The sequence below is a fragment of the Faecalicatena contorta genome (assembly GCF_022835095.1).
GTDB lineage: Bacteria > Bacillota > Clostridia > Lachnospirales > Lachnospiraceae > Faecalicatena > Faecalicatena contorta.
This window is the reverse complement of the sequence record NZ_BQNQ01000001.1, coordinates 4,729,288-4,754,463: the sequence shown is the minus strand read 5'-3', so window position 1 is coordinate 4,754,463 and position 25,176 is coordinate 4,729,288. Positions and strand designations below refer to the sequence as shown.

Sequence of the window (25,176 nt, the reverse complement as noted above, 5' to 3'; positions counted from 1 at the left end):
AACAGGGGCAAAGGGGTCAGACCCCTTATGAAGCAGGAGGAATTTCAATGAATAAGTTAGAATTGATGAAGACTGCAAATGAGGTCCGCAAGGGCGTTGTGACTGCAGTTCACAGTGCAAAATCAGGCCATCCGGGCGGTTCTTTATCCGCAGCTGATCTTTTCACATATCTGTATTTTGAAGAAATGAATATTGATCCGAAGGATCCTAAGAAAGTGGATCGTGACCGTTTTGTATTGTCTAAGGGGCATACGGCTCCCGGGTTATATTCCGTACTGGCTAACAGAGGATATTTCCCGGTTGAAGATCTGAAGACACTGCGCCACACTGGCTCTTATCTTCAGGGACATCCGGATATGAAGCACATTCCGGGTGTTGATATGTCATCCGGTTCTCTGGGACAGGGAATCTCAGCAGCAGTAGGAATGGCAATTGCAGCCAAGCTTTCAGGGGATGCTTACAGGGTATATACCCTTGTGGGTGACGGGGAGATCCAGGAAGGACAGGTATGGGAGGCCTCTATGCTTGCAGCGCACAGAAAGCTGGACAATCTGGTTGTAATCGTAGATAATAACAACCTGCAGATTGACGGAGCAATTGATGAGGTTAACTCACCATACCCGATTGACAAAAAGTTTGAGGCTTTTAATTTCCATGTAATTAACATTGATGGAAATGATTTCGATCAGATTGATGCTGCATTTAAAGAAGCGAGAACAGTAAAGGGGCAGCCGACTGCAATCATCGCAAAGACGGTAAAAGGAAAGGGCGTTTCCTTTATGGAAAATCAGGCTTCCTGGCATGGAACGGCTCCAAATGACGAGCAGTATGAAGTTGCCATGAAAGATTTAGAGAAAGTGGGTGAAGCATTATGTCAGAAGTAAAGAAAGTTGCAACAAGAGAAAGTTATGGCAATGCTTTGACTGAACTTGGTAAAGAACATGAAGATGTAGTAGTATTGGACGCAGACCTTGCAGCAGCAACTAAGACAGGTGTATTCAAGAAGGCATTTCCGGAAAGACATATCGACTGTGGTATTGCCGAGAGCAATATGATGGGAGTTGCAGCGGGGCTGGCGGCAGCCGGGAAAGTGCCGTTTGCCAGCTCATTTGCCATGTTTGCGGCAGGTCGTGCTTTCGAGCAGGTGCGCAATTCCATTGGATATCCGAAGCTGAATGTAAAGATCGGCGCTACACATGCAGGGATTTCCGTAGGCGAAGACGGTGCGACGCACCAGTGCAACGAAGATATTGCCCTGATGAGGACAATACCGGGTATGGTTGTGATTAATCCATCCGACGATATAGAAGCAAAGGCAGCAGTGAAGGCAGCATATGAACATGTGGGTCCGGTATACATGCGTTTTGGAAGACTGGCCGTGCCGGTGATCAACGATAAGACGGATTATAAATTTGAAATCGGAAAAGGGGTTGTGCTTCGTGAGGGAAAAGACCTCACAATCATCGCAACGGGCCTTCCTGTAGCAAACTGCCTGGAAGCAGCGGAAATGCTGTCGGCAGATGGAGTCGATGCAAAAGTGATTAACATTCATACCATTAAACCTTTAGACGAGGATCTGGTAGTTGCAGCTGCGCAGGAAACCGGCAAAGTCGTTACAGTTGAGGAACATTCCGTGATTGGCGGACTGGGCAGTGCTGTGTGTGATGTGCTCTCAGAGAAGGCGCCCACAAAAGTTATGAAGATCGGCATCTATGACACTTTTGGAGAGTCAGGGCCGGCAGTAGAACTGGTTAAGAAATACGGGCTCGATGCTGAAAGTATATATAAGAAAGTAAAAAGTTTCCTTTAGGTTCTAAAGAATATTAACGGGGTCATACCCTCTCCGCAGGAGGGTCTGACCCCGTTGAATTTTGAACTACCGCTGGCTTGTCTCCAGAGTCCCGCAGTATTTATCTGTAAATGTGGTGATCCAACCCTCTTTAGTCCGGGGAACACGGAAAAGCGTTACCGGCCACATGTGGCTCAGGATAATATCTTCTTCCTTATAGTTTAGTTCAAAAAACTTTTTCGCATGCTTAAAAGCACATTTTGGATGCGTCATTCCGTGAAAATGATCTCCGGTCCGGGCAGCATGTGTATGCCAATCATATAGAAACAAGTCGTGAAGCATACCTCCACGGGCGGCCGACCGCGCATCAAGCTGAAAAAATCTGCACCAGACATAGTTGTAATAAGCGACATGAAGGCAGTGCTGATAGCAGCTGGTATGGCCATGGTGAGGATACAGCTTCATGCGTAATACAACGGGATGTTCGGCAATATCCTTAATGCATTCATAAAACTCATCCCCCCAGTCACGGCGCAGGTCTTCCTTCTTATCGGAAGCCTCACGGCGGAGGTTATGCAATAATTTATTTTGAAATCTCATGACAGACACCTCTAAGTATTTATTTATGTGTAAATAATATTTATAATTTATATCCAAATTTATATCCATAATAACACTTCATATATTCAGTTTCAATTTTTCATAGAAAATTTAAGAAAAATATGATATTCTAATTTTAATCTGATCATACTCTTTAAGGACAGAACAATAAGCCGTTCGGTAGAATATCCGATCATCAGTGGCGAAAGCCATTCCAATTATTTTCAATTCCGTTTCGGAACAACATTTCACAGTAAGCATATTTAAAATTCATTTTAGACAATCGTTTCAGGCAAAGACAGAGGAGGAGTTATATGCCAAGGAAGAACAGAAGAGAGAGCGGAACAGAAGTCTATCATGTTATAGCCCGCGGCAACAACAAAGAAAAGATATTTGAGAAGAACAGCGACAAGATAGCATTTCTGAATATTTTGAAAAAAAGGCAGGCAGACTATTTGACTGAAATATATGCCTACTGCGTTATGTCTAATCACATACATATCATGATGAAAGCCAAGTATGATATCCTGCCCAGGTTCATGCAGCGCATCAATTCGACATATGCTGAGTATTATAATGCCAAATACGACAGAACCGGCCACGTATTCCAGGGACGTTATTATAGTGACTGCGTAGAATCAGAAGAATATTACTGGTGCTGCCTGCGTTATATCCACAATAATCCGGTCAAAATTAACCTAGCAGCACACCCTTTTGACTATGAATTCAGCAGTGCGGCGGAATATTACGCGGAAACTGCAGAGCTCATAGATGAGGGCTCATACAACATGTTAAGAACCCGTTTTCCAAACCCGGAAGACTTCTGGGGATTCCATCGCCTGTTTGAAGAAAAGTCATTTCTCGACACCGTTGAAGATGAGAGGCTTCATAACTATGAACGAGTTAGAATTTTAGTTCAGAAATACATGTTCGAAAAACAAATTGAAGATATTCAGATCGTATTAACAGTCAGGAAAATAAGGCGGGAATTCTTTGTAACATGCATGCAGGATACAGGACTTTCGGAGCGAAAAATTGAGAATATTCTGAAAACGGAGTGCAAAGGGGTCAGACCCCTTCACAGTATTTTTGTCGAACGCACCTGACACCAAGCGATAAATTCAGCCTTTTCGTTATGCTATGCTTATGAAAAATTTTATTCAGAGGTGAGTGTAATGGAGAGACAAATTCCTAAAAATGTGCGTCAAATCGGGAATGTCAGTGACAGCCCGAAGATTTATGTAGAAGATTATGTAGATACATTTTTCGCCCAGTTGTGCGAAAAAGCGGGGGAGGGACCGATCGGTGCATTCCTGGTAGGAGATATCCAGAAAACAGATGATGAGGAGTATGTGTACATATATGGAGCGATCCAAATGCACGATTTAAAATTATCGGGCAGCGATTATGTAATAGACGAGGATACATGGAAAACAGCCTACGAGGACTGCAAACAATATTTTGAAGACGGAGAGATGCTGGGCTGGTTTGTTGCGCATCAGGGGGTACCGCTGACGCCGGAACACAGTACGGTGAAGCTCCACAGAAAGTCGTTCCCCAAGAAAAATACGGTGTTTATCATGAAAGATCCTGTGGAGAAGGACGAGGTGTACTTTGCACTGAAGTTCAATGACCTGATGGAAATCGGCGGGCATTATACATATTATGAAAAAAATCCATGTATGCAGAACTATATGATCTCGACTAGAAAGAAGAATGGGGTGTGTCCCTCGGAAACTGTTGAGGATAGAGCTGCGAAGGACTTTCGCAGTCTGGTTAGAACCCGCGAGGAACAACAGCAGCAGAAAAGAAGCAACCACCTGATGTACGCCGTCAGCGCGTGCCTGGTGCTGATTGTCATTATCATGGGTGTCACCACGATCAACAATTTTGATAAAATGAAATCGGTGCAGACCGCTTTGAACAATCTGACGAGTACCACGTCCTCGGACAAGCAGCCTGTGGAGGCGAAGGAGACCAGTGGGAATGTAACTGCAGTTACCAATGAACCATCGGGTGAACCACTACAGCAGGAGGCCGGGCAAAAGGATGCTCAGGAGGATACCGGACAGAAAGACGATGAAGGACAGGCTCCCGCCGATTCGGATCAGCCGCAGGATACTGACAAAAGCGGTCAGGATGCCGATGCGGCGAAAACAGATGCGGGTGTCAACGGAAGCGATGGCGTATATGTCGTGGAACAGGGCGATACGCTGGCGATAATAAGCCGGAAAACATATGGAGATGTCACCCATGTGGATGCGATCTGCAAAATGAACGGTCTGACGGATGGAAATCTGATTTACGTCGGGCAGAAATTGCTATTACCATAAAATGATGTTATAATCTTTTGGTAAGACGAAAGAACGCATTAAGGGGACAGACATGACGCAAAAGAAAAATCCATATTTGAAACTGGCCGGCCCGGTGGATTTGGAAAAAATAAAACAGTCGGCAAAGCGGCACAGAAAAGACGCGGTAAAGCGATGGAGCATAGCCGTGCTGCTGATCATCATGATTGTAAGCGGATCGTACCTGCTGGTGAAAAACAGGTCCTACACCAGTGTACGTAAGGCTGCATCATACGAAGAAGAAACTTCGGACACCAACCGGTATGCCCAGTTCGGCGACGGAATCGTGAGATACAGCCGGGATGGTATCGTATATTTGAACAGAAAGAATGAAGAGCAGTGGATTCAGCCATGCCAGATGAAGAATCCGGTGATTGATGTCAATGAAGAAACATTTGCTGTGGGGGACAGCGGAGGCAACTCCATACTGGTGTTCACGGAAAAGGGCCTGAAGGGCGAAATGGAGACGACGCTCCCAATCGAAAAAATGTCGGTATCCAGCCAGGGAATTGTAAGTGCAATCCTGAAAAATGAAGGCTCCCCAATGATCGTAACATACGATGCCACGGGAAATATTCTCGTAGAACATCAGGCCACACTAAACAGCACGGGGTATCCCCTTGCCCTGGATCTGTCGCGGGACGGCATGACACTAGCCGTTTCTTACCTGTCCACGAAGGACGGGGCCGTGAAGTCCAGGGTTGCCTACTACAATTTTGGCGAGGAAGGCAAATCCAGAACCGATTATGAAGTAAGTATGGAGGAGTACGACGGGAGTATCATCCCGGAGGTATATTTTATGGACGATACCACATCCGTTGCGGTCAGTGACAGTTCCTTTATCATATATGAGGGAAAGGAAATACCGCAGAAGAAAAAGGAAGTGGAGATCAATCAGGAAATAAAAAGCGTATTTCATACAGACAAATACATAGGCTTTGTGCTATTGAATAAGGATAAGTCGGGGTACGAGGCCCGCCTGTATAATAAGTCAGGCAAACAGGTCATGAACAAAGCATTTGCTGGAGAATACAGCAGCGTCAGAATGCATGAGGATGAGATCATCATGTTTGAGGGAACCAAATGCTGTATTATCACAAAGAACGGAATCATGCGGTTTAAAGGTGACCTGCAGACCAATGCATTGGAAGTCATCCCTGCGCGGGGGATAAACAGATACCTGGTGATGAGCGCCGATGAACTGAGAGTCGTTTATCTGGTGAAATAGGAGAAGATATGAATAACTGGTTATTAATCATGGTCGGCGTTATATTTATAATCTGTATGGCAGTGGGATATCTGAGAGGCTTTTTCAGAATAGCACTTTCTTTGGTATCTGTTGTGCTTACAATCGTACTTATGATTGTACTGAACCCTTACGTAGCACACGCACTGACCAAATATACGCCGATTTCTGAAATGATAGAAACAAAATGCACTGAGGCATTCATGCCTGAGATCTCGGCAGAAGAACTGTCAAAAGTGGATTTAAGCGGTACCCCCCTTGCCGGGCTGAGCGGAGACGATCTGGCGAACCTAAAAGAGCTGGACTGGGAACAGCTGGGGATTACTGCAGAGGATGTCCTTAAAGTAGTGGGGGAGATCCCAAAAGACGCACAGATAAAGCAGATCGAGAATTCGGCGCTGCCATCCTTTATGAAAAACATCATTCTGGAAAATAATAACTCTGAGATATACAGCGAGCTCAATGTATCCAGCTTTCCGGAATACGTGGCCTCCTATATATCCAGAATGGCTATAAAAATAGTATCATTTCTGGTGACATTCCTGCTTGCCATCATCATCGTAAGGGCATTGATGGCCGCTGTGGATATCATCGGAGAACTTCCGGTCGTGGGCCTGCTCAACCGTTTTGCAGGCGCACTGGCGGGGATTTTTGTGGCGCTCCTGATTGTATGGATCGCGTTTCTTATCCTGACTCTCGTATATACTACGGCAGTCGGAAAAATGTGTTTTGACCTGATCGAGGACAGTGCAATACTGACGTTCTTGTATGACAAAAATATCCTGCTTCAGAAATTACTGAAGTTTTAATATAGATGCAACAAAGTTTTTTGGTGTTTTAATATATTGGGTGCTGTAAAATAACTGGGGAACCAGTTGTTTTATGGTGCCCTTTCATTGGATCAGAACGGTAACAGCTAAAGTTACTATGCCCGTTACTATATCTGATATAAAATATATAAGAAGATTCATTTACAAACTTGAAAAAAATGGATATAATGAAAATTGTCGTAACAGTTCAGCCAAGCCTGGATTGTTACAAATTGTCAGCCTGTTTGAAAGATTTTGCTGATTATGATACGACTTAGAGCTAATAAATTATTGGGAGAAATAAGATGGGATTTTATCAGAATGCATGCAAGCCCGAAGGATTAGACGGGAAAAAGATGATTCATCAGATGAACAGCCGACACATCGCTATGGCAGAGTGGGGCTTCAGCCACATTACAATACACGAAGGTGACGCAGCTTTAGATATTGGCTGCGGCGGCGGGGTAAATATAAAAACGCTGCTTGAAAAAAGCGTTTATGGCAAGGCAAAAGGAATTGATTACTCGCAGATCAGTGTAGAAGAGTCCAGGAAGATGAATGAAGAGGCAATTAAGGCTGGGCGATGTGAAATCCTGCATGGAGACGTGATGGACCTTCCGTTCACAGACGCATCGTTTCATGTGGTAACCGCATTTGAGACGATATATTACTGGCCCGACCTTACTAAGGCCTTTGAACAGGTATACAGGGTTCTAAAAGAGAATGGAATCTTTATGATTTGTAATGAGTCCAATGGTGAAGATGAAGAAGGGGAACAATGGGCGGAAATCATCGAAGGAATGACGGTATATAATTCTGAGCAGATTCAGATTTTATTGCAGCGGGCTGGTTTTACAAATATTAAAATAGACACAAATGATAAGGGCTGGCTTTGTGCAGTTGGAGAGAAAAACAGTATATAGGTTATCGCGGACGTATCTGCGGCCACTGTTGGAGAATAGGGGGGATCCGGAGCGTACGGTCAACACTCCAGATATTTTACCATGATATATTCCTCCAGATTCTCATGTACAACCTGAAAACCTAGATCAAGATACATTTTTGCGGCATAATTGGCCTTCTGAACAGACAGGGAAACCTGTCTGTAATTATTTTCCTTTAGCAGAGAACACATGCTTTTCATCAGAGCGGTTCCGATTCCAATACCCCGGTACTCTTTATAAACAGAGACGGCCAATGACGGAGTTACATCATCTATATGCCCATAGTCGTTCATAATCCGTACCCAGACTGCCCCCACGATTTTACCGCCGGCTTCTGCAACCAGGCATTTATCAGCCTCCTGTGTACCGAAACCGGAGACATAAACCTGGAGGTCAGGCGATGCTGTAACGGATTTTGGCGGCGCTTCTGTTCCTTCGGGAATAAAGATTGCTTCGTACAAAAAAGTATCTAATAAAGGGTATTCTGCTTCAGCTATTTCACGTATCTGGTAATTCATATCCATCCTCCTGATTAGTGAATTCATTGTATTCGTTTAGGGGTATAATCCAAACAATTATTTATCTTAACGTATCTATTCCTCCATTAAATCCAGTATAGCATGATTACAATAAAAAAGAAAAGAAATTTGGATAAACACATAGAAACTAAAACATATCTATGTAAAATATAATATGGAAACTTCTAATAGATAAAGCTGGGATGTATGGAAAAACAGATAATAGGAGATGGGATATATAAGGGCTGGGATATAGGAAATCTTATATGAAAAGGGCATATAAAAACCCCCGAACTGAAATAGCCCGGAGGTTTTTAGGAATTTGTCTTACAGTCAGTCTTCTTACTATCATCGAAAATGCGATTACATTAAGGGCTTTTAGAGCTTGAACAGACGCTCTGCATTGCCATGCGCAAATTTTTCCCGGTCCTCTTTGCTGATACTCGGACAATTGAAGAGCTTATCAGCTCCTTCAACAGAAGCAAATGGATAATCTGCAGAGTATATAATGCGGTCAGCACCAAGGACCTTCACACAGAATTCAAAGCATTCCGGTGACTGAATACCACTGGATGTAACATACATGTTATTGCGCAGATAATAGCTTGGGTTATGCTTAAGTCCTGCAAATTCTTTCGGCATAGCGGTATCAAAACGATCAACGTAATAGGGCAGTAATTCTCCCCAGTGACCAAGGATCATCTGAAGATCCGGGTGACGGTCAAATACACCTGACATAACCATATGCAGCATATGAAGGCCTACATCTGTATGCCATCCCATACCATAGCGGGAGTATGCGGAGACCATTTCGTCATTAAATCCGGAATAGCACAGCGCTGTGATCTCTGCCGGCGGAGCTCCTGGATGGAGGTAAATCGGTACATCAAGTTTCTCACAGGCTGCGAGAAGATCTTCAAACTCAGGATCATCAAGGAATTTCGTTCCATTCACACGGTTACCGATCAGGCAGCCGACAAATCCTAATTCTTTCACTGCACGTTCCAGCTCAGGAGCGCACGCCTCCGGAACTGCCGTTGGAATTGCTGCAAAGCCTGCAAAACGATCTGGGTGGCGTTTTATAGCTGCTGCCAGAAAATCATTCGCTTCCTTACAGTTCTGCACAGCTACTTCAGCTGGCCAAACCTGGCCGAATGGAGTGGAAAGTACCTGCATTGTCACGCCATCCTGATCCATAATACCAATACGAACATCATCAAGATCCATTGCACACGCTGGATTGGTTAACCAGGGAGCTCCGAGCATAGTGCCCTGTTCCAGCGGCGGTAATCCTTTCGGTGCAGGTGCACCAGGCTTTGGCGGCATAACAAAATGTTCTTCTGCTGCGATAATCTTCATAAATCATTCTCCTTTTTTATATATTATTTTTTTAAACTGATATTAATACTGCATTAAGTTTAATTAGCTGCTGACTTAATAACAACTGCTTTCTCTTTATTAGATGGAACCTTTGGCGATCCCCACATCCCCACAACCCATTTTGTAATAAATGGACTTACAAGGCCCGTAATAACAATGGCCAATGCAATCTGTGAACCTGCTGTGCCGATGTATGCCTCATAAGTCGGGTCGGCAGCAAGCATTGCGGGTACTGTCATTGCGATACCGGCTACGCTGCACCAGGCTGTACCACAGTAACCAGGACGCCGGTTGATAATTTTGTCTACAAAAAGCATAATTACAACGTTGATAATCAGAAATACAACGGCTAAGAGAACACCTGATAAACCTGCTTTTAAAGCGCTGATAAGGTTGATTGACGAGCCGAAGCAGGCTCCCATAAATGGAATCAGAATTGGGGTGGCAGGCTTCATCATTTTAGCAAAATTCGGGTCGATATTTCCAAGCAGCATTCCTAAAAAGAAAGGAACTAATATGGTGATAACACTCATGATATCGAAAGCTCCGCCCGTTGCGGTTGCTAATATCATGATAGGGAAACAAGGCATGGAAGCCAGATTCATTACTGCGAAGTTTCCTAAATCCGCAGGCTCGCCATAGTCTGCTGCTAATCCCATGAATACTCCGGGGTTTGTACTGCAGATAACCGTAACAAATGCAACTGCGCTAATTCCCCAGATACCGTCAACACCAAACATTTTTACGAAGAGAGTGCCAAAACCGAAAGCGATTGCAAATTTGGCTATCGTAAGAGCACCGCATCTTTTGAGAACTGTTCCTAATGTCTTAACATTAATACCTGCACCGGTTGCAAACAAGATGATTCCCGCAACGGTCAATGTACCTGTTTTATACATTGCGGTTGTCATTCCCCCAAAAGAGGTCAGTAAGTCCGGAAAAATGGTATTAATTAATGCCACAGTAAACATCGGGAAAAGCAATGATCCACCTGGTATCTTCTTGAAAATTCCATAAATATCTATCACTGTATATTTCTCTCCTTTCAATAACTAAACATGGTTAACATCTATTGCATCGGCCTTTGCTTTTTCTTAATATTAACAGTTAAAAACACAGATTTCGACCATTAAAAAAATAAGTTTTGTTGTTTAACCGTCACCCCTTTTTTTTGTGGTGAGTAACCCCAAGAAAACCTACAAAGTCTGAGAAATTGATTATTATAATAGGAGACATATTATGTTATAATTATATAGACCAGTAAAGTAAAGAGGAAGAAAACAAAAGAACAGCCGAATGAGGTGGAAGGGAGATTACAATGGCAGATTTACGGAAAATAAAAACCAAATCACTAATTCAAAATGCTTTGATCGAGTTGTTGAAAGAGAAGAGTATTCACTGTATAACAATTACGGATATATGTGCAAAAGCCCAGATTAATCGCTCTACATTTTACAGCCACTATGAAGATATTAATATTTTTTTGGAACAGACGATGAGAGAAACCGCTGAAGGGTTAACAAAAGCGGTATCAGATTCTTTTAAAAATCCAAATAAGCTTATGAAAAAGGGCGAGGCATACGAGTGCTACTATAACTGGTTTTGCCATGTCAGGGATCATGGTGAACTTTTTTCTTTACTATTAGGTCCTAATGGTTCTTTAGAATTCGACGCCTTGATTCTGCAGCAGGGAATTGACTGGTATACTACGATGTTACGCCCCATTACCTATAAATTTGAGGATATTATTCCGTTGGATGTTCTGACTAATTACATAATCGGAGCACACTATGGGCTGCTTAAGTTTTATATAAAAAGTAATTTCAAGTATAGTGCCGAATTTATGACCCAAAAAATGGTCAATCTGACTTTTAACGGAATTATACCGATGATGGGAATACTCGATGAATGAAGGTGGGATCAGTTTTTTTGCAGTATTATAAGTCCTCCAGACCATATTCTAATCATCCTGATCAAACAAAATGGCAGAATTGGGTAATCTCCCCCCCATATCAGACGGTATGGGGGGGATCGCCGGCTAGCTGCGGAGGGATGTAAATTTGATTCAGCCCAGAATCCCCACGAGCCTGACAACTATTCCAAGACGTTGCCTAATGAGAAAGGATTTAACATCCATAACTTAAATGCGCTTTACGGCTTTTGTAATCGAATCTATGTGGATGCTATTGTACCATTCTTTCCGCCAAACGCTTCCTCGCCCCAACCCCTTTGATAGATCTGTTCATATCCAGGATGGGATAAAACTGTATACCAAAGTTATGTGTTTTCCGCCGCTCGAATGGTTCTGTGCAGTTCACTGAACAGGACATTGATATCTACCGGTTTTGATACAAAGCCAGACATACCTGCCGTCAGAGCCGCATCTACATCTTCCTGAAAAGAGTTGGCAGTCATTGCAATGATCGGTATCGTCTGGGCGTCAGGCCGGTTCAGGTTTCGGATGGCTTTTGTTGCATTCAGCCCGTTCATCTCAGGCATCTGGATGTCCATGAGAATTGCCTGAAATTCTCCGGGAGTGCTTGCTTCAAAACGTTTCACCGCCAGTTTTCCGTTTTCCACCCGCTGTATATCGGCTCCCTGGGCTCCCAAGAGTTCCATGGCGATCTCTGCATTCAGATCATTGTCCTCCGCAAAAAGAATCCGGATACCGTGCAGAGTCAAATCCGTTTTTGGGCATAACTCAGGCTGCTGACTATGCTCCCCAAAAGGAAGGGTAATCGTAAAATAAAAGGTACTGCCCCGGCCCAGCTCGCTGCGCAAAAGCAAATCACCGCCCATGAGCCGCACGATGCTTCGGCTGATGGGAAGTCCCAAACCGGTTCCCATACTCTTGGTGGAGCTGGTTCCTACCTGCTCAAAGCTCTGGAACACACGCTCCTGGCTTTCGGGTGCGATTCCCACGCCGGTATCTATCACCTGAACGGTAAGCGCCTGATCAGTCTGGCCGGCGGGTGCGCCATCTACACGAAGCGTAACGCTGCCGTCCTCATATGTAAACTTGAAAGCATTGGACAGCAGATTCAAAAGCACCTGCCTCAAACGGACACTGTCGCCCAGATAAGTTTCCGCATGCACGTTGCTCTCTATATGAAACTCTAAACCACGGCGTTCGGCATCCGTGGCAAGCATACTTTCAATATTGTCGAGCAGTTCATCCATGGAGAAGGGCGAACAGTTGAGTGTCATTTTTCCGCTTTCGATACGGCTCATATCTAAAATATCGTTGATAAGACTCAGAAGGTAATGTGAGGAGGCTTTGACTTTTCCCAGGTTGAGCTGTGCCTTTTCCGGCAGACCCGGAAGCTGTTCGGTCAAATCTGCCAATCCTACAATGGCGTTCATAGGTGTGCGGATCTCATGGCTCATGCGGGAAAGAAAATCGGTTTTGGCCCGGCTGTCCGCCTCCGCTTTCTCCCATCCCAACCGCATCTTGGCAGCCCGCAGCCGAAAGTGAAAATAAAGGCTCACCGAGAGCAGAATCAACAGCAAAAACAGAGCGACTACGGTAATTGCTAACTGGGGATTGGAGGCGATGATGCTGGACAGTGTAATATGCGTATCCCCAATGGAAACCATGTTCGAACTGCTGATGGCTTCTTTCTCTGATTCTGTCATATTGTTGACAGCCTTATTCAAAATGGAGAACAGCGGTGTGCCCACCGGCTTTGAAACCGCAAAACTAACTTCTGTGTTGCTGTTTGGAAGGCTCACCTGGACTACATTGGTCAAGTTTTTTGTTCGTATGATGTTTTCCGTATGTGCAGCTATTCCATAGAAGAAATCAATCTTCCCCCGGTTGACGTCGCTCAATCCTTCTTCGGCGCTGTGGTAATACACTACCTTGTCCGCGACAACAGACTTCGATTTGCTCCGGCCGGTCATCACGCCGCATACTCTGCCTTCCGAAGGATAGGTGACATTTTTATTTCGGACCAAAATCGGAGAAAGGCCGGCATAGGCAGTCGTTCTGGCTAAATCATGATCAGATGCGCTCTCCTCAGTGCCCATAAAAAAGCCCAGTATATCGGCTGTTCCCTCTTGTACCATAGTTATTGCATCCATATAGGAGTCGCAGGTAAGATATGTGAATTGCAGACCCGAATATTCTGTCACTTTCTCCAATACATCCGGCACAAACCCCTCATGATAATCATCGATGTCCACGCAGTACATAGGGTGCCAATCATTTGGAACCGCTACAGTAACAGTGCCTTTTTCTGCGATGTACGACAATTCTTGTTCTGTTAAAACCGCATATCCCGTCAGGTTGTCCGCGAAGTTCTTCGATTGTTCTTTTTCTGCGAATTCCGGGTCTGCGGCATAGATCTGCTCCAGCGCCATATTGAGCTGATCCAATATCGCCTGGTTATTTGGCTGGGTGACAATGTAATGGGCCTGACCGCCGAAGGATGCTGCTGTGTATAGAGTGTCCGGTATATCTGTTCCATAGCCCAGCAACAGATCCGCTTCCCCATTCTCTAATCGATTGTATAGATTTCCATTTTCAAGCGCATCACGGCCATAATAGCGAATCTCGCAGTCCAGAGCTTGAATGGTCAGCCATTCCTTGAGACGCTGGATATTTTCGGTAGATCGGTCATACACGCCGATGGTCTTTCCATTCAGCGTCCCTGTGTCATAGCTGCGGATGGAGGCGTCATCCTTCCTGGCCATCAGTTTTGCCTGCGTGTAGCCGCAGTTATAATCCGGGTAGCCAAATATTTCTTCCAGACTTTCGTTGTAAAAGGTTCCGCCCATCAGATCAAATTTTCCATCCTGGAAGTCTCCCACTGCATTGCCCGTGGAGACATATTCGTATTTCCAGCCGGTGTATTTGGAAATCTCGTTAAGATAATCCACTACCACACCGATGGGCGAACCATCCTTTGAAAGAGAAGTGTAACCCTCCGCGTCGGGGAAGGCCACCCGCAGGACAGTCTCCTCTGACTCCGCTGCGGCCGCGCAGGGGGAGAAGAAAGATACAGCCAAAAGTGTCGATAGAAATGCCGCGGCAAGGCAGCGGATACCTCCATGTATTTGATGTTTTATCATATAGTCACCTCTGTTGGCGCTCCTCAAGCCTCAGCTTTTGTGACAGCGCGTTTTTTAGAGTCGTTTGCAGCACATCCAGATCAATAGGCTTAGCCACATGGGCGGTCATCCCCGCTTCCAGCGCGGTCTGTACATCTTCGGCAAAGGCGTTGGCCGTCATGGCGATAATGGGGATCGTGCCGGCATCTTCCCGCGGAAGCGCCCGGATGGCACGTGTCGCCTCATATCCATTTATCACCGGCATCTGGATATCCATCAAAACGGCGTCATAAGTCCCCGGTGGGTTCGACGAAAACGCCTTTACTACTTTTTCACCATCCGTTTCTAATTGCGATCTGGCACCATGCATTTCCAGCAGGCTCTGCAGAATCTCCGCGTTGATTTCATTGTCCTCCGCGATTAGGAAGTGGCTTCCTGTCAGAATATCTGTGGCTTTTTTAGAGATAATCGGATGCTCTTTTTCGTTTGTGCTTGGCGGGGCTGCAGTTCCCGCTTCAAATTCCAAATCAATTTGAAATAGAGAACCCTTGCTCTCCTGACTTTCTGCGGAAATCGTTCCACCCATCTGTTCCACCAAACCTTTGGTAATGCTTAGCCCCAGGCCAGTACTCTGGACGCGGCTTACGCGCATACCTCTGGCGAAAGGCTCAAAAACATGGGTAAGAAACTCCGGCGACATTCCTATGCCTGTATCCCTAATGACAAACTGGTAATGCACACGGTTCACGGCAGGGAGTTCATCCACCAGGAAATCCACCTGACCGCCTTCCGGCGTAAACTTCACCGCATTACCCAGAATATTGATCAGTATCTGATTGATCCGCAAGCCGTCCCCATAAAAGTATTCATGTGAGATGGTTCCGATCTTCACATGGAACTGCTGATGCTTTTCAAGCGCCTGGGGCCTGACCATCGTGCAAACCTGTTCCACCAGTTCGTTCAAAGAGAGACATTCCCGATTTAGCTCCATATCCCGGTGTTCGATCTTGCTCATATCCAGAACATCGTTGATCAGGTTCAGCAGGTGTTTGGAAGAAAGAGAGATCTTCCCAAGACATTCTTTTACATAATCTGGATCCTCCGGATGGCCGAGCGCCAACTCAGTCATACCCATGATGGCATTCATTGGGGTACGGATATCATGACTCATAGTGGAGAAAAAATCAGTCTTGGCCTGGCTGGCCTGCTTGGCCAGAGAAAGCGCATCCTCCAGTTCCCTCTTGTTTTTTCGTTCCTCTGCCAGCATTTCCGTGACGTCTGCACGCACGATACACACGGTTCGATGATTCCGGTCGCCCCATAGAATATTGATCTTTTTGTACTGAAGATTATCTTCTCCCTGATAGGCATATACAAAATCATAGCCTAAAGGATGCTCCTTCAATTGCTCCAGTATGGTTTCCAATAGAAACCGCTGCCGAACCTCGTCCATATTCTGTCCAGCTGTATTGTAGGGGGCCAGACCAGCTTGAATGTGATAATCACAGTCCTCAATGGACAAGGGGGAGAGATCTTCCAGCACCGTCTCGCGCGTGTGCATGACCATCCGCTTCGTATTGATATCAATAAAAGAAGCTATTTCAAACGTATAGGCCAGCATATTCAAAAGGCTCTGCTGTTCCCTGACTGTTTCTGTTATATCCATCTGGGAAAGCCCCACCTTGCCAAGCCGCAGGTCAATTGCAAATACGGTCATGCGCTTGGTGCTAATGTTCCCATCCCCATCCACCATGGAATAATCAAAGCTGTACGCGCCGTTTTTCTTCAGACGTTCCATCATAGGCACGGTATCCAGGTGCTTTCGATACGTGTCCCGATCCTTTGGCAAGATACAATTCTCCAGCAGATACTCCATCATCTGTATATAGTCGCCGTTTTGCGGCGGCATACAATCTGTACGTAAAGTGCCGGAAAACACTGTACAGCGATTGCTGAATATGTCCAATACAAGAATGTGGTCGTAGCCAGTATCGGATAAGCGCCGCAGCACCAAATTGGTTACCACTTGCTCCGTGATATCGGTTACGGACAGGATTCCGGTGAGATCTCCGCTGTCAGGATCTTCCACCAGATTCACCTTATACTGCGCATAGCATCCCACCAGTTCGCCTGGAAATTGGGTCAGGCAGGTAAAAATCTGCTCCAGTTCTTTTCGGCGGTAGGCCTCCAGCATCGGAGCGGAGAGATACCTGTCCAAAAAGGTCTTCCGATCCCCGGTATCCACGATCATCTGTGAAATGGCATTAAAAAACGACTCCCGATCCGTGCCAAGCGATTTAATGGAGCCTGAGCTGGTAAAATCATTGACCTCCAAAATTTTATTTTGTGTAATGTTGCAGTGCCCAAGCACCAGCGTATTATCTCCCGGCTCCTGATAATGCCGCAGGATCAGCTTTTTATATTGCGCCCTGGTTCGCTCCTGTTCTTCGCGTTCTTTTGTAATATCCCGAAGATAGCAGTACTGCCGCAGGCCGCCATCCTCGTCAGGCAGCATTGTCAGGGTGTTTCGCACCCAAATATATCCGCCTGTTCCGTCCAGCAGGCGGTAGGTGAGTTCATAGTGGCGATCTATGTTGGTAAAGGCCTCTTCCAGTTCCGCTTTGATCCGCTCTACATCGTCCGGATGGACGCCGCCCAGGGCATCCTGCCTGTATGTTGCCCAAGCTTGATCTAACGAAGTATGCGTCATATCCGCAAAGCCGGTCGATAAATATTCCGGTGTGATGCTCCAGTCCTTCTGCCGACGCACCACACTCACACCGCCGGGCAGACTGTCCACCAGCGTTTGAAAATATTCTTCCAGCCGTTTTTTCCTTTGCCGTTCCGCTTCCTCCTCGGTCACATCACGGAGGAGCTGGATGAATGCTGGTTCTCCATTCCATATCGTCGCCCGGCTATGGATGCGATAGATCCTCTTGCCCCAGGGGGATTCCACCTGTCTGTCCTCTCCATGTACTCCATCCCGGAGAGTGCAGAAGGGGCAAGGCGTTACCCGTCCGTGAAAGACCTCATAGCATTTTTTCCCAACACAGCTGTCCGTATTGGAAACTAACTTTTTGGCCTCATGGAAATAGAGGATCTTATGGCTCTTCTGCTCCACTACGCATAGAGTGTCGGCCGCTTCATCAGCAATTTCCCGATACATACCTAATTCGGCAGCCAAGGCTGCTTCCTCAAATTTAGTGCGTTCACTCACTTTGTTGTTCCCCCCGTTTCCATTTTTGAAAATTTATATTTTGAAACACCTTCGGAAGCAGACGGCAAAACAACATTTTATTCCCCATCAAGCCCCGCATCGTGCATTCATAATCCCCGCCACAGGCCGCAAGAAATTTTTTTGCATCCATGATTTAGTTACCTCTTCCTTCAAAATTCGCGGCCAGATCACATTCCTCCGACCGGCTTTGTCACATATGCGATTCTCCCTACGCCTTATATCTGGTGATGTCCTGACAGGTGATCATACAGGCGTCCGCACCGTCCCACTTTATATTGAATGCCTCCGCCAAATTCCAAATCTTCAGCATAGAATTATAAAGCTCCATCTGTTCCGCTCCCTCCGGACAGGCCAGCTTTTCCTTCATCGGACACCGCCCACAGGGCGTGCTGCGCCCAAAAAGGGTCTCATAGCAGCACATACCGACTTTTGCGCCAGGAAGCAAACGCTGTGCCTGTGCATTGATGTACTTGAGCGTATAGGTATCCGGATCCACCACATAAATCCAGGAGCTTTGTGCATCCAGCAAAGAACAAAGATTTTGATTAAAATCTGCCAGACTATCCTGCGCACGCTTCTTGATGAGGAAAGCGGACAGCCATTCTGATAAAAAGCTCAAAACGCTGATCTGTCCCTGAGTCCACCGCCTTTTCCCCGCACTGTCAAATCCAATGAAGCCCGTAAACTCCGTGCCGTCAAAAAACGCACAGCCAAGCACAGCCTCGGCGCTGCGGGTACGAAGCAGCTTAAGTTCTCTCTCCGGCAGCATATCAACATCGGGACAGTTGAAGATTCCGCTGGCATCAAGCAAATGATTGGTGGCCTGAACATCGTAATACGGCAAATGCGGAAATTTCTCTTTCAGCGGAACCGTCCCTTCTGCGCACCACTCATAGACCGCCTTATTATGTCTGCCTTTTTCCACGCTTTCTACCAGATAGGCACGATTCACCTGATACTTCTGCCCCAGCAGTGAGAGAACGCTTTGTATTGCCTGTCCCATATCCGTCTCCCCGTACAATACCCGAAAAACCTGCTGAATCGTCTCCACAGTGTCCTGTTCGTAGGTTTCATTAGATTCAATACGGGTCGTTGCGATCATCAGCGGCTGCCCGGGGAAATCCCCCCACTGCTCCATGATAGCCTTATCATAGAGCGCATACCGATTTTTCCCCTGGGCTTTTGCGTGATACAGGGCTTGGTCACAGCAGTGGAACAGATTCTGAAATTCACGGGCGTCCTCTGGGAAGTAAGCAAGTCCTATGCTGCAGGACAAGACAAAACTGCCCAGCTTTTCCCGCAAAACGCCCCGAATCCCCTCAATTAACTGCTCCGCCCGATTGCAGGGCCCATTTTTGCTGGAAATATCATTCATGTAGACCAGAAACTCATCACCGCCGATGCGGGAAAGGATATCGCCCGGACGGAATATCAGCCGCATCTGCGCAGCAACTTCTGCCAGCACCACGTTACCGAACAGGTGCCCAAAGGTGTCGTTCACCATTTTAAAATTATCCAGATCAATAATCATCATGGCGGATTTGCAGTCCGACTCCGCTTTCTCAAAAATATGCTGTATCCTGCGCTCGGTAGCTTCCCGGTTAAACAGATGAGTGAGGGGATCGCGTTCGGATTTGTCGATCAGGTCCTGAACGCGCTGTTTTTCCGTGCCGATGTCCAAAATCACGCCTACGGCTTTGACTGGTTTCCCGCTTTGGTCAAACTGGGTGGTGGCGCGCAGCCGGTTCCAAATATATTGTCCGTCTGCATTCGCAATGCGCAGCTCTGCCTCCCCATAGGGTGCGCCGGAGGAGACACTGTGCATCAAGCTCAAAAAGGCAGGAATATCCTTCGGATGAATATGGGATGAGTTGGCAATGCGCAGATCGATTTCTTCTGAAATAGGCGTATACCCATATTTTTTTTCCCAGTTCGCAGAGTAAAGAACCTTGTTTTTTCGAATATCCCATTCAAAAATAATGTCGTTGGACTGCTCCATGATGATCCGATGCCGCTCCATGCTCAGCCGCAGCTCTTCCTGTTCTTGTTTGGTCTTGGTAATATCGGTCAGGATCGTATTGATATACTCTGTACCATCCGGCTTTGCCAAAAGCTGGCTTTTGTCCAAAACCCAAAGAATGCGGCCGTCTTTGGTCTGAACGCGGTACTCCGTTTCAAAGACATTTTTTCTGCAGAGTTGTCTGTGGACATTTTTCAGCAAGGTTGCCCGGTCCTCCGCGCAGACCAGCTCTATATAATGATTTTGGATATGAGATGTCAGCTCTGCCCGGCTGTAACCCAGCAAGGCCATGAAGCCGTCGTTGATATTTAAAATCGTGCCATATTGATCGTAGGCGCACTGCATCGCGGCTATCAGCGCATTGGCCTCGTTAGGCAGCCGGGCGATATTCCGCTCCGGTGTATCGCACAGCTCCGTTGGCGCTATTTTCCAGATGATCAGGATTTTGTGGATTGCCGGGTTGTCCGCCGTGAGGCGCAGAGCCGTTGCTTTATACCACACAAAATTTCCCGACGCACCGCGGAGAATGCGGTAACGGCGCGTCTTTGCCAGGCTGCCGCTGGCAATAAAGTCATAAAAATAGGTTTTAGCATCAAACCCGACCTGATCGTCCGGATGGGTGCAGTGCAGGATGAACTCATTATAGACATCAAAAAACGACCCGTCCGTGCTAAGCATATCAAAGTCACTATTCTGCTTATAGGTGATATGGTAAACACCTGTGTCCACATCCGCTTCAATCACAGTGGCGCCTTCATACCGCAGCATAGCGAAATATTTCAACTGTCCAAGTTCCAACGTGGTGGGATTTACAACAGTTTTCTTTTCGGCCAGATCCTCTTTCGCAAATGTAGCTTTAAGAGAAATACCATCCGCATACTGATAAGTCAGTTTCATGAAAGTTGGAAAAACATTTTTAAATGACTCCAGCAATTTGGGGGAAAACTGCCCGCACTCACCATTTAAAATCATACTGAACGCTGTCTCCGGCGTATATGCACCCTTATACACCCGCTGTGTAGTCAGCGCATCATAGACGTCCGCCACACCGACCGCCTGGGCGCAGATGGGGATGTTTTCCCCTTTGAGTCCTTCCGGATATCCCTTGCCATCCCACCGTTCGTGGTGGTACATACAGATATTATAAGCATACTGCAAATATTTTTTATCGTGGATGGGATTGAGAACTGACAGGATCTCTCCGCCCTTTTCCGCATGGATCTTCATAATTTCAAATTCTCCTTCGGTGAGTTTCCCCGGTTTATTTAAGATGATATCCGGGATGGCGATCTTCCCCACGTCATGGAGCGCCGCAGCACTGGAGATCATGGCAATTTCCTGTTCATTCAGGCCATACTCTGGATAGCTCTGCATGACGTTCTCCAGCAGCACCTTGGTAAATGTCCGAATGCGGAGGACATGCTGCCCCGATTCCACGCTTCTATGCTCAATCACGGAGGAAAGTGCATCCACCAATAAATTGGTGGATCTTTGCAGACTGGCCGCCTGTTCCTCCACAGTTTGTTCCAGATGCTCCCGGTTCTGGCTCAGTTCCACGGCGTTATGTACCCGGCGGCTGACCACATGGGGCTCAAAGGGCTTGGATACAATATCGACGGCACCCAGATCAAAGGCCAGCACTTCATCATCCGAAGAATCCCGGCTGGTGACCACGATCACAGGAAGTTTGTCCGTCAGCTGTGCTTGCTTCATGTTCTCCAATACTTCATAGCCGTCTTTTACCGGCATGACGATATCCAACAAAATCGCTGCAATAGAATCCTGATATTGCTTTATCAGGAAAAGCGCCTGTTCACCATTCTCAGCTTCCAGAATATTATATTCTTCCTCAAAGACATTCCGAAGGAGCATCCGGTTAAGCTCTACATCATCTACAATTAAAAGTATGTTTCTGTCCATACTATCCCTCTTTCTTCAGGCGGGACGATATCCGAAAGTCAAGATTCCGCTCCTTGTTCATGTGTGTATATATGATCTGATTATACCAATTTTTTTGCCATAAATCAACATTATATTGCCTTTTTCCCTATCCCTTCGGCCCTACGATAGCAAAAATAGGAAGAAAGCTGATTAAAATATGGGATTGAGCCGGATGCAACTGTGTGTTTTTAAAGTAATAGACTGTCAGCGCCAAATAGAGTATAATAGAAATATAATTATAAAAAAACGGCATGATTTTATGACTGCATGGAGGTACTCTGATTGTGGAGCGAGAAAAATATAATTTGATTTATGACTATTACAAATGTCACATTCTATTTGGGCAACTCCATCAAGGAGACTTACTGCCAACCATTGAACAAATCGGCAACACATTTCAGGTAGCACCGCAAACAGTACGGAACGCATTAAAAAAGCTGCAGCAGGACAACCTGATTTTTGTCTCACCGGGAAGGCATACAGAAGTTATCTATAAGACCACGCCAAGTGAAGCGCTCCAGTACACTCAAAATTATTACCTCGCCCGCAAAGATGAGATTAATGTAGTTTACCATATAGCAGTGCTCCTTTTAACACCATTTTTTTATGCTGGTTGTCAAAAGCTCACTGACAATGATCTGATGCAAATATTGCGCGTTTGCAGGGAAAAAGGCTCTAACATCGTATCCATTTCTATGTTTTGCTGCGAAATCATGCTGCGCGCTGTCGATAACCAGCTGATTAATACTTTGTTTTCAGATGTGGTTTCTTTCTTCCAGTTTCCTTGTATGGCATCCTTCAGTGAAGAGAGCAGCTTGGAATATCAGGAATACTACAATATGACCGTATCGAGCTGTGAGGCTCTAGACCGAGCCGGCTTATTTCAAGCGTTCGCCGGATTTCAGGCTCTTACGCAGACCACGCTGCTGGCATTTATTACGGAGGCGGCTAAAACAACTCCTAAGCCGAAGCAGATTTCCTTTCATTGGCAGACATACCGTGACAGGCCTCAGCACTGCCACACGTTGGCTGCAAAGATGATTTATGGCATTATCAGCGGGCAGTATTGGGAGGGAAAAATGCTTCCATCCTATGAAAATTTGGCGTTGGAGCTTTCTGTTTCCGTAAGTACAGTAAGGCGCACGGTGAGTTTGTTGCGGGATATGGGGCTGATTTACTCCATGAACGGCGTTGGAAATCGAATTGTATTTAGTCCTCCCAATTATGAAAAGCTGCAGCGGCCCACCATACAAAAGAACATTGTAATGGCACGAGAAAGCGCCGAAATTCTTTTGGTTGTATTCAAAAATGTGGTTGACAGGGAATTCTCAAAACTTACTAACGAGCATATTCAAGAAATGAAGAAGATCTTGTCGGATAAGAAAAACTGCTGTGTTCTGGATGTAGCTATACTGCTAATGGACTACTTGATGGTTCTTTATCCATTATCTTCTTTTTTTGAGACATTCGGCAAACTTTCGGGATTTCTGCTCCTTTCATACCCCTTTCTACTGGATCAATGGAGGAAAGAGGGAAGCGGCGAAATATCGGGCACTATTGAGGTGATGAATCGTGCTTTGGATGAAAAAAATACTGACCTGTTTTCAGATGGAATGTCGGCTTTGCTCCAATATGTGCTTACACAGATCAAGCAAACGGAAAAACTTCTTTACTCTGCAGAGTGTAAGTAGTTCCGATAACAAAGAGCTCCATTGTGGTTTCCTAACTTGGAACCTAATATTGCCCTATAAGCGATATGATTCCGAATTTTTTTGTTTACACCCATACGTTCGCTCTTACAAACATATGATCTGTTTTGCTTTATGGAAAGGTTCCTTTGAATAAAAAAACCTGTAAATGCTTGCATTTACAGGTTTTTTTTAACTCCCCGAGTTGGGCTTGAACCAACGACCCTTCGGTTAACAGCCGAATGCTCTACCACTGAGCTATCGAGGATTATTATCTAATTGTCTCCCAGTGCCTTTGCACTGAGCGATAGTGGAGAATACGAGATTCGAACTCGTGACCTCCTGCTTGCAAGGCAGGCGCTCTCCCAACTGAGCTAATCCCCCATGAAATGTTATTGTTCCCAACAACTTTTATAAAATACCATATTCCATGGGAGCTGTCAATATATTTTATGATATTTCCTCGATTTTATACATAAAGTTCTCGATATAATTTTAAAACAGAATTACGGCTGCCGTTAGCCTTTATAAAACAAACGGCAGCCATTCTTATTTTAGCAGCAATATCTTGTCTTCCGGAACCTGCAGATAATCAGGAATTCCCTTTTCGTCCAGCATATTCCAATCATTCCTCTGTACAAACCAGCATATTTCCTCGGCACCATCTTCGGCTCCTTTCAGAAAATATTTTCGTTCAAACTGCAGTTCCGCCATGCTGTTTACCTTTACGGGAATACAGTTTTTGGCAGCAGCGCCCCACCGCGGAACAAAATCATGAGCACGTACTCCAATATACCGGATATCCGCGGGAATACCCCGATGTAACTTCAGCGCCACTCCCCAGTCAGGCGCCATAAGGGCATTTGTTCCCAGATGGGTGACCTGCGTGATGTTTTTACATCCCGTAAGCCTGGCTGCTTCTTTCCACTGCGGATTTGTAAATATTTCTTTTGTCTTCCCGCAGCAGATGACCTGCCCGTCGTCCATAATCAAAAGTTCTTCGCTGAACCGGTAGATCTCATCCCTACTGTGGGACACCAAAATAACTGTACCCTCATAATCGGCTAGTATTTCGATCATTTCCTGCTGCAGCCTGTCTTTTAAAAATACATCCAGCGCGGAAAATGGCTCATCCAGCAGGATCATATCCGGCTCATATGCCATGATTCTTGCCAGAGCGGCTCTCTGCTGCTGGCCGCCGGACAATTCGCCCGGCAGCCGCTCTCCCAGACCGCTCAACTGGAACTTTCCGAGCATCTCCTCAACTCTTTTAGCCCGTTCGTCCTTGGATCCTCTTAAACCGGCAGCAATATTAGCCTCTACGGTCATATTCGGAAACAGGGCATAATTCTGAAACAGATATCCTACATTCCTCTTCTGCGGTTTCCAGTTTACTTTCTTTCCAGAATTAAATACTTCTTTTTGATCTATCATGATCCTGCCTTCATCTGGCGTGACAATTCCCGCAATACTTTTCAGGGTCATGCTTTTTCCGCACCCAGAGGCTCCCAGGATACCGATGCGGCGGCTGGTGCTTTTCAGGTGCATGTCCAGTGTGAAACTTCCCAGTTTCTTTTTAAACGTCATTTCAACAGCCATG

At 45.8% G+C, this 25,176-nt stretch carries 17 protein-coding genes and 2 tRNA genes; 9 read left to right on the top strand and 10 right to left on the bottom strand.

Going from position 1 to position 25,176, the window contains the following annotated elements:
- Nucleotides 1-47: 47 nt before the first annotated feature.
- Both MWG26_RS21250 and MWG26_RS21245 read left to right on the top strand, forming a co-directional pair.
- On the top strand, nucleotides 48-884 hold the full coding sequence (locus MWG26_RS21250) for a transketolase (RefSeq protein ID WP_025653630.1): 837 nt from the start codon (nucleotides 48-50) through the stop codon (nucleotides 882-884).
- The gene (locus MWG26_RS21245) at nucleotides 872-1,810 is read left to right on the top strand and encodes a transketolase family protein (RefSeq protein ID WP_025653629.1); all 939 of its coding nucleotides are present in this window, start codon (nucleotides 872-874) and stop codon (nucleotides 1,808-1,810) included. Before MWG26_RS21250 ends, MWG26_RS21245 begins: the two co-directional genes overlap by 13 nt.
- A gap of 66 nt (nucleotides 1,811-1,876) precedes the next feature.
- On the opposite strand, the gene MWG26_RS21240 is transcribed toward MWG26_RS21245, so the two are convergent.
- Nucleotides 1,877-2,389 (bottom strand): HD domain-containing protein, encoded by a 513-nt coding sequence (locus MWG26_RS21240; protein ID WP_025653628.1) that lies wholly within the window; start codon nucleotides 2,387-2,389, stop codon nucleotides 1,877-1,879.
- Nucleotides 2,390-2,703: 314 nt separating this feature from the next.
- Here MWG26_RS21240 and MWG26_RS21235 point away from each other — a divergent pair, with 314 nt between their 5' ends.
- The 5 genes from MWG26_RS21235 (at nucleotide 2,704) to MWG26_RS21215 (ending at nucleotide 7,718) form a co-directional block, all read left to right on the top strand.
- Complete coding sequence (locus MWG26_RS21235) at nucleotides 2,704-3,495, top strand: transposase (protein ID WP_025653627.1); 792 nt, start codon at nucleotides 2,704-2,706, stop codon at nucleotides 3,493-3,495.
- Nucleotides 3,496-3,564: 69 nt separating this feature from the next.
- Nucleotides 3,565-4,722 carry a LysM peptidoglycan-binding domain-containing protein gene (locus MWG26_RS21230; RefSeq protein WP_025653626.1) on the top strand — a complete coding sequence of 386 codons (1,158 nt, stop codon included), beginning with the start codon at nucleotides 3,565-3,567 and terminating at the stop codon, nucleotides 4,720-4,722.
- Between the two features lie 52 nt (nucleotides 4,723-4,774).
- On the top strand, nucleotides 4,775-5,968 hold the full coding sequence (locus MWG26_RS21225) for a DUF5711 family protein (RefSeq protein ID WP_025653625.1): 1,194 nt from the start codon (nucleotides 4,775-4,777) through the stop codon (nucleotides 5,966-5,968).
- Between the two features lie 8 nt (nucleotides 5,969-5,976).
- Nucleotides 5,977-6,795 (top strand): CvpA family protein, encoded by an 819-nt coding sequence (locus tag MWG26_RS21220; protein WP_117440571.1) that lies wholly within the window; start codon nucleotides 5,977-5,979, stop codon nucleotides 6,793-6,795.
- Between the two features lie 305 nt (nucleotides 6,796-7,100).
- Nucleotides 7,101-7,718: a class I SAM-dependent methyltransferase gene (locus tag MWG26_RS21215; protein WP_025653624.1), complete on the top strand. Its 618-nt coding sequence runs from the start codon at nucleotides 7,101-7,103 to the stop codon at nucleotides 7,716-7,718.
- Nucleotides 7,719-7,777: 59 nt separating this feature from the next.
- On the opposite strand, the gene MWG26_RS21210 is transcribed toward MWG26_RS21215, so the two are convergent.
- The 3 genes from MWG26_RS21210 to MWG26_RS21200 form a co-directional block, all read right to left on the bottom strand.
- Nucleotides 7,778-8,257 carry a GNAT family N-acetyltransferase gene (locus MWG26_RS21210; protein ID WP_025653623.1) on the bottom strand — a complete coding sequence of 160 codons (480 nt, stop codon included), beginning with the start codon at nucleotides 8,255-8,257 and terminating at the stop codon, nucleotides 7,778-7,780.
- A gap of 378 nt (nucleotides 8,258-8,635) precedes the next feature.
- Nucleotides 8,636-9,616: an amidohydrolase family protein gene (locus MWG26_RS21205; RefSeq protein ID WP_025653622.1), complete on the bottom strand. Its 981-nt coding sequence runs from the start codon at nucleotides 9,614-9,616 to the stop codon at nucleotides 8,636-8,638.
- 59 nt (nucleotides 9,617-9,675) lie between these two features.
- Nucleotides 9,676-10,665, bottom strand: a complete 990-nt coding sequence (locus tag MWG26_RS21200; RefSeq protein ID WP_025653621.1) for a 2-keto-3-deoxygluconate permease — start codon at nucleotides 10,663-10,665, stop codon at nucleotides 9,676-9,678.
- A 290-nt stretch (nucleotides 10,666-10,955) separates the two neighbouring features.
- Here MWG26_RS21200 and MWG26_RS21195 point away from each other — a divergent pair, with 290 nt between their 5' ends.
- Nucleotides 10,956-11,549, top strand: a complete 594-nt coding sequence (locus tag MWG26_RS21195; RefSeq protein WP_025653620.1) for a TetR/AcrR family transcriptional regulator — start codon at nucleotides 10,956-10,958, stop codon at nucleotides 11,547-11,549.
- 365 nt (nucleotides 11,550-11,914) lie between these two features.
- Here MWG26_RS21195 and MWG26_RS21190 read toward each other — a convergent pair whose 3' ends face one another.
- The 3 genes from MWG26_RS21190 to MWG26_RS21180 form a co-directional block, all read right to left on the bottom strand.
- A complete protein-coding gene (locus MWG26_RS21190) occupies nucleotides 11,915-14,710 on the bottom strand; it encodes an ATP-binding protein (RefSeq protein WP_117440572.1) in 2,796 nt (931 codons plus the stop codon).
- Nucleotides 14,711-14,714: 4 nt separating this feature from the next.
- Complete coding sequence (locus MWG26_RS21185) at nucleotides 14,715-17,906, bottom strand: PAS domain-containing hybrid sensor histidine kinase/response regulator (RefSeq protein WP_117440573.1); 3,192 nt, start codon at nucleotides 17,904-17,906, stop codon at nucleotides 14,715-14,717.
- Between the two features lie 229 nt (nucleotides 17,907-18,135).
- Complete coding sequence (locus MWG26_RS21180; protein ID WP_117440574.1) at nucleotides 18,136-21,867, bottom strand: diguanylate cyclase domain-containing protein; 3,732 nt, start codon at nucleotides 21,865-21,867, stop codon at nucleotides 18,136-18,138.
- A gap of 305 nt (nucleotides 21,868-22,172) precedes the next feature.
- Between MWG26_RS21180 and MWG26_RS21175 the strand changes: the two genes are divergently transcribed.
- A complete protein-coding gene (locus tag MWG26_RS21175; protein WP_025653617.1) occupies nucleotides 22,173-23,579 on the top strand; it encodes a GntR family transcriptional regulator in 1,407 nt (468 codons plus the stop codon).
- A 193-nt stretch (nucleotides 23,580-23,772) separates the two neighbouring features.
- On the opposite strand, the gene MWG26_RS21170 is transcribed toward MWG26_RS21175, so the two are convergent.
- The 3 genes from MWG26_RS21170 to MWG26_RS21160 form a co-directional block, all read right to left on the bottom strand.
- Nucleotides 23,773-23,844 (bottom strand) — tRNA-Asn (locus MWG26_RS21170).
- 43 nt (nucleotides 23,845-23,887) lie between these two features.
- A tRNA-Ala gene (locus tag MWG26_RS21165) sits at nucleotides 23,888-23,960 on the bottom strand.
- A 165-nt stretch (nucleotides 23,961-24,125) separates the two neighbouring features.
- On the bottom strand, nucleotides 24,126-25,175 hold the full coding sequence (locus MWG26_RS21160; protein ID WP_025653616.1) for a sulfate/molybdate ABC transporter ATP-binding protein: 1,050 nt from the start codon (nucleotides 25,173-25,175) through the stop codon (nucleotides 24,126-24,128).
- Nucleotide 25,176: the final 1 nt, after the last annotated feature.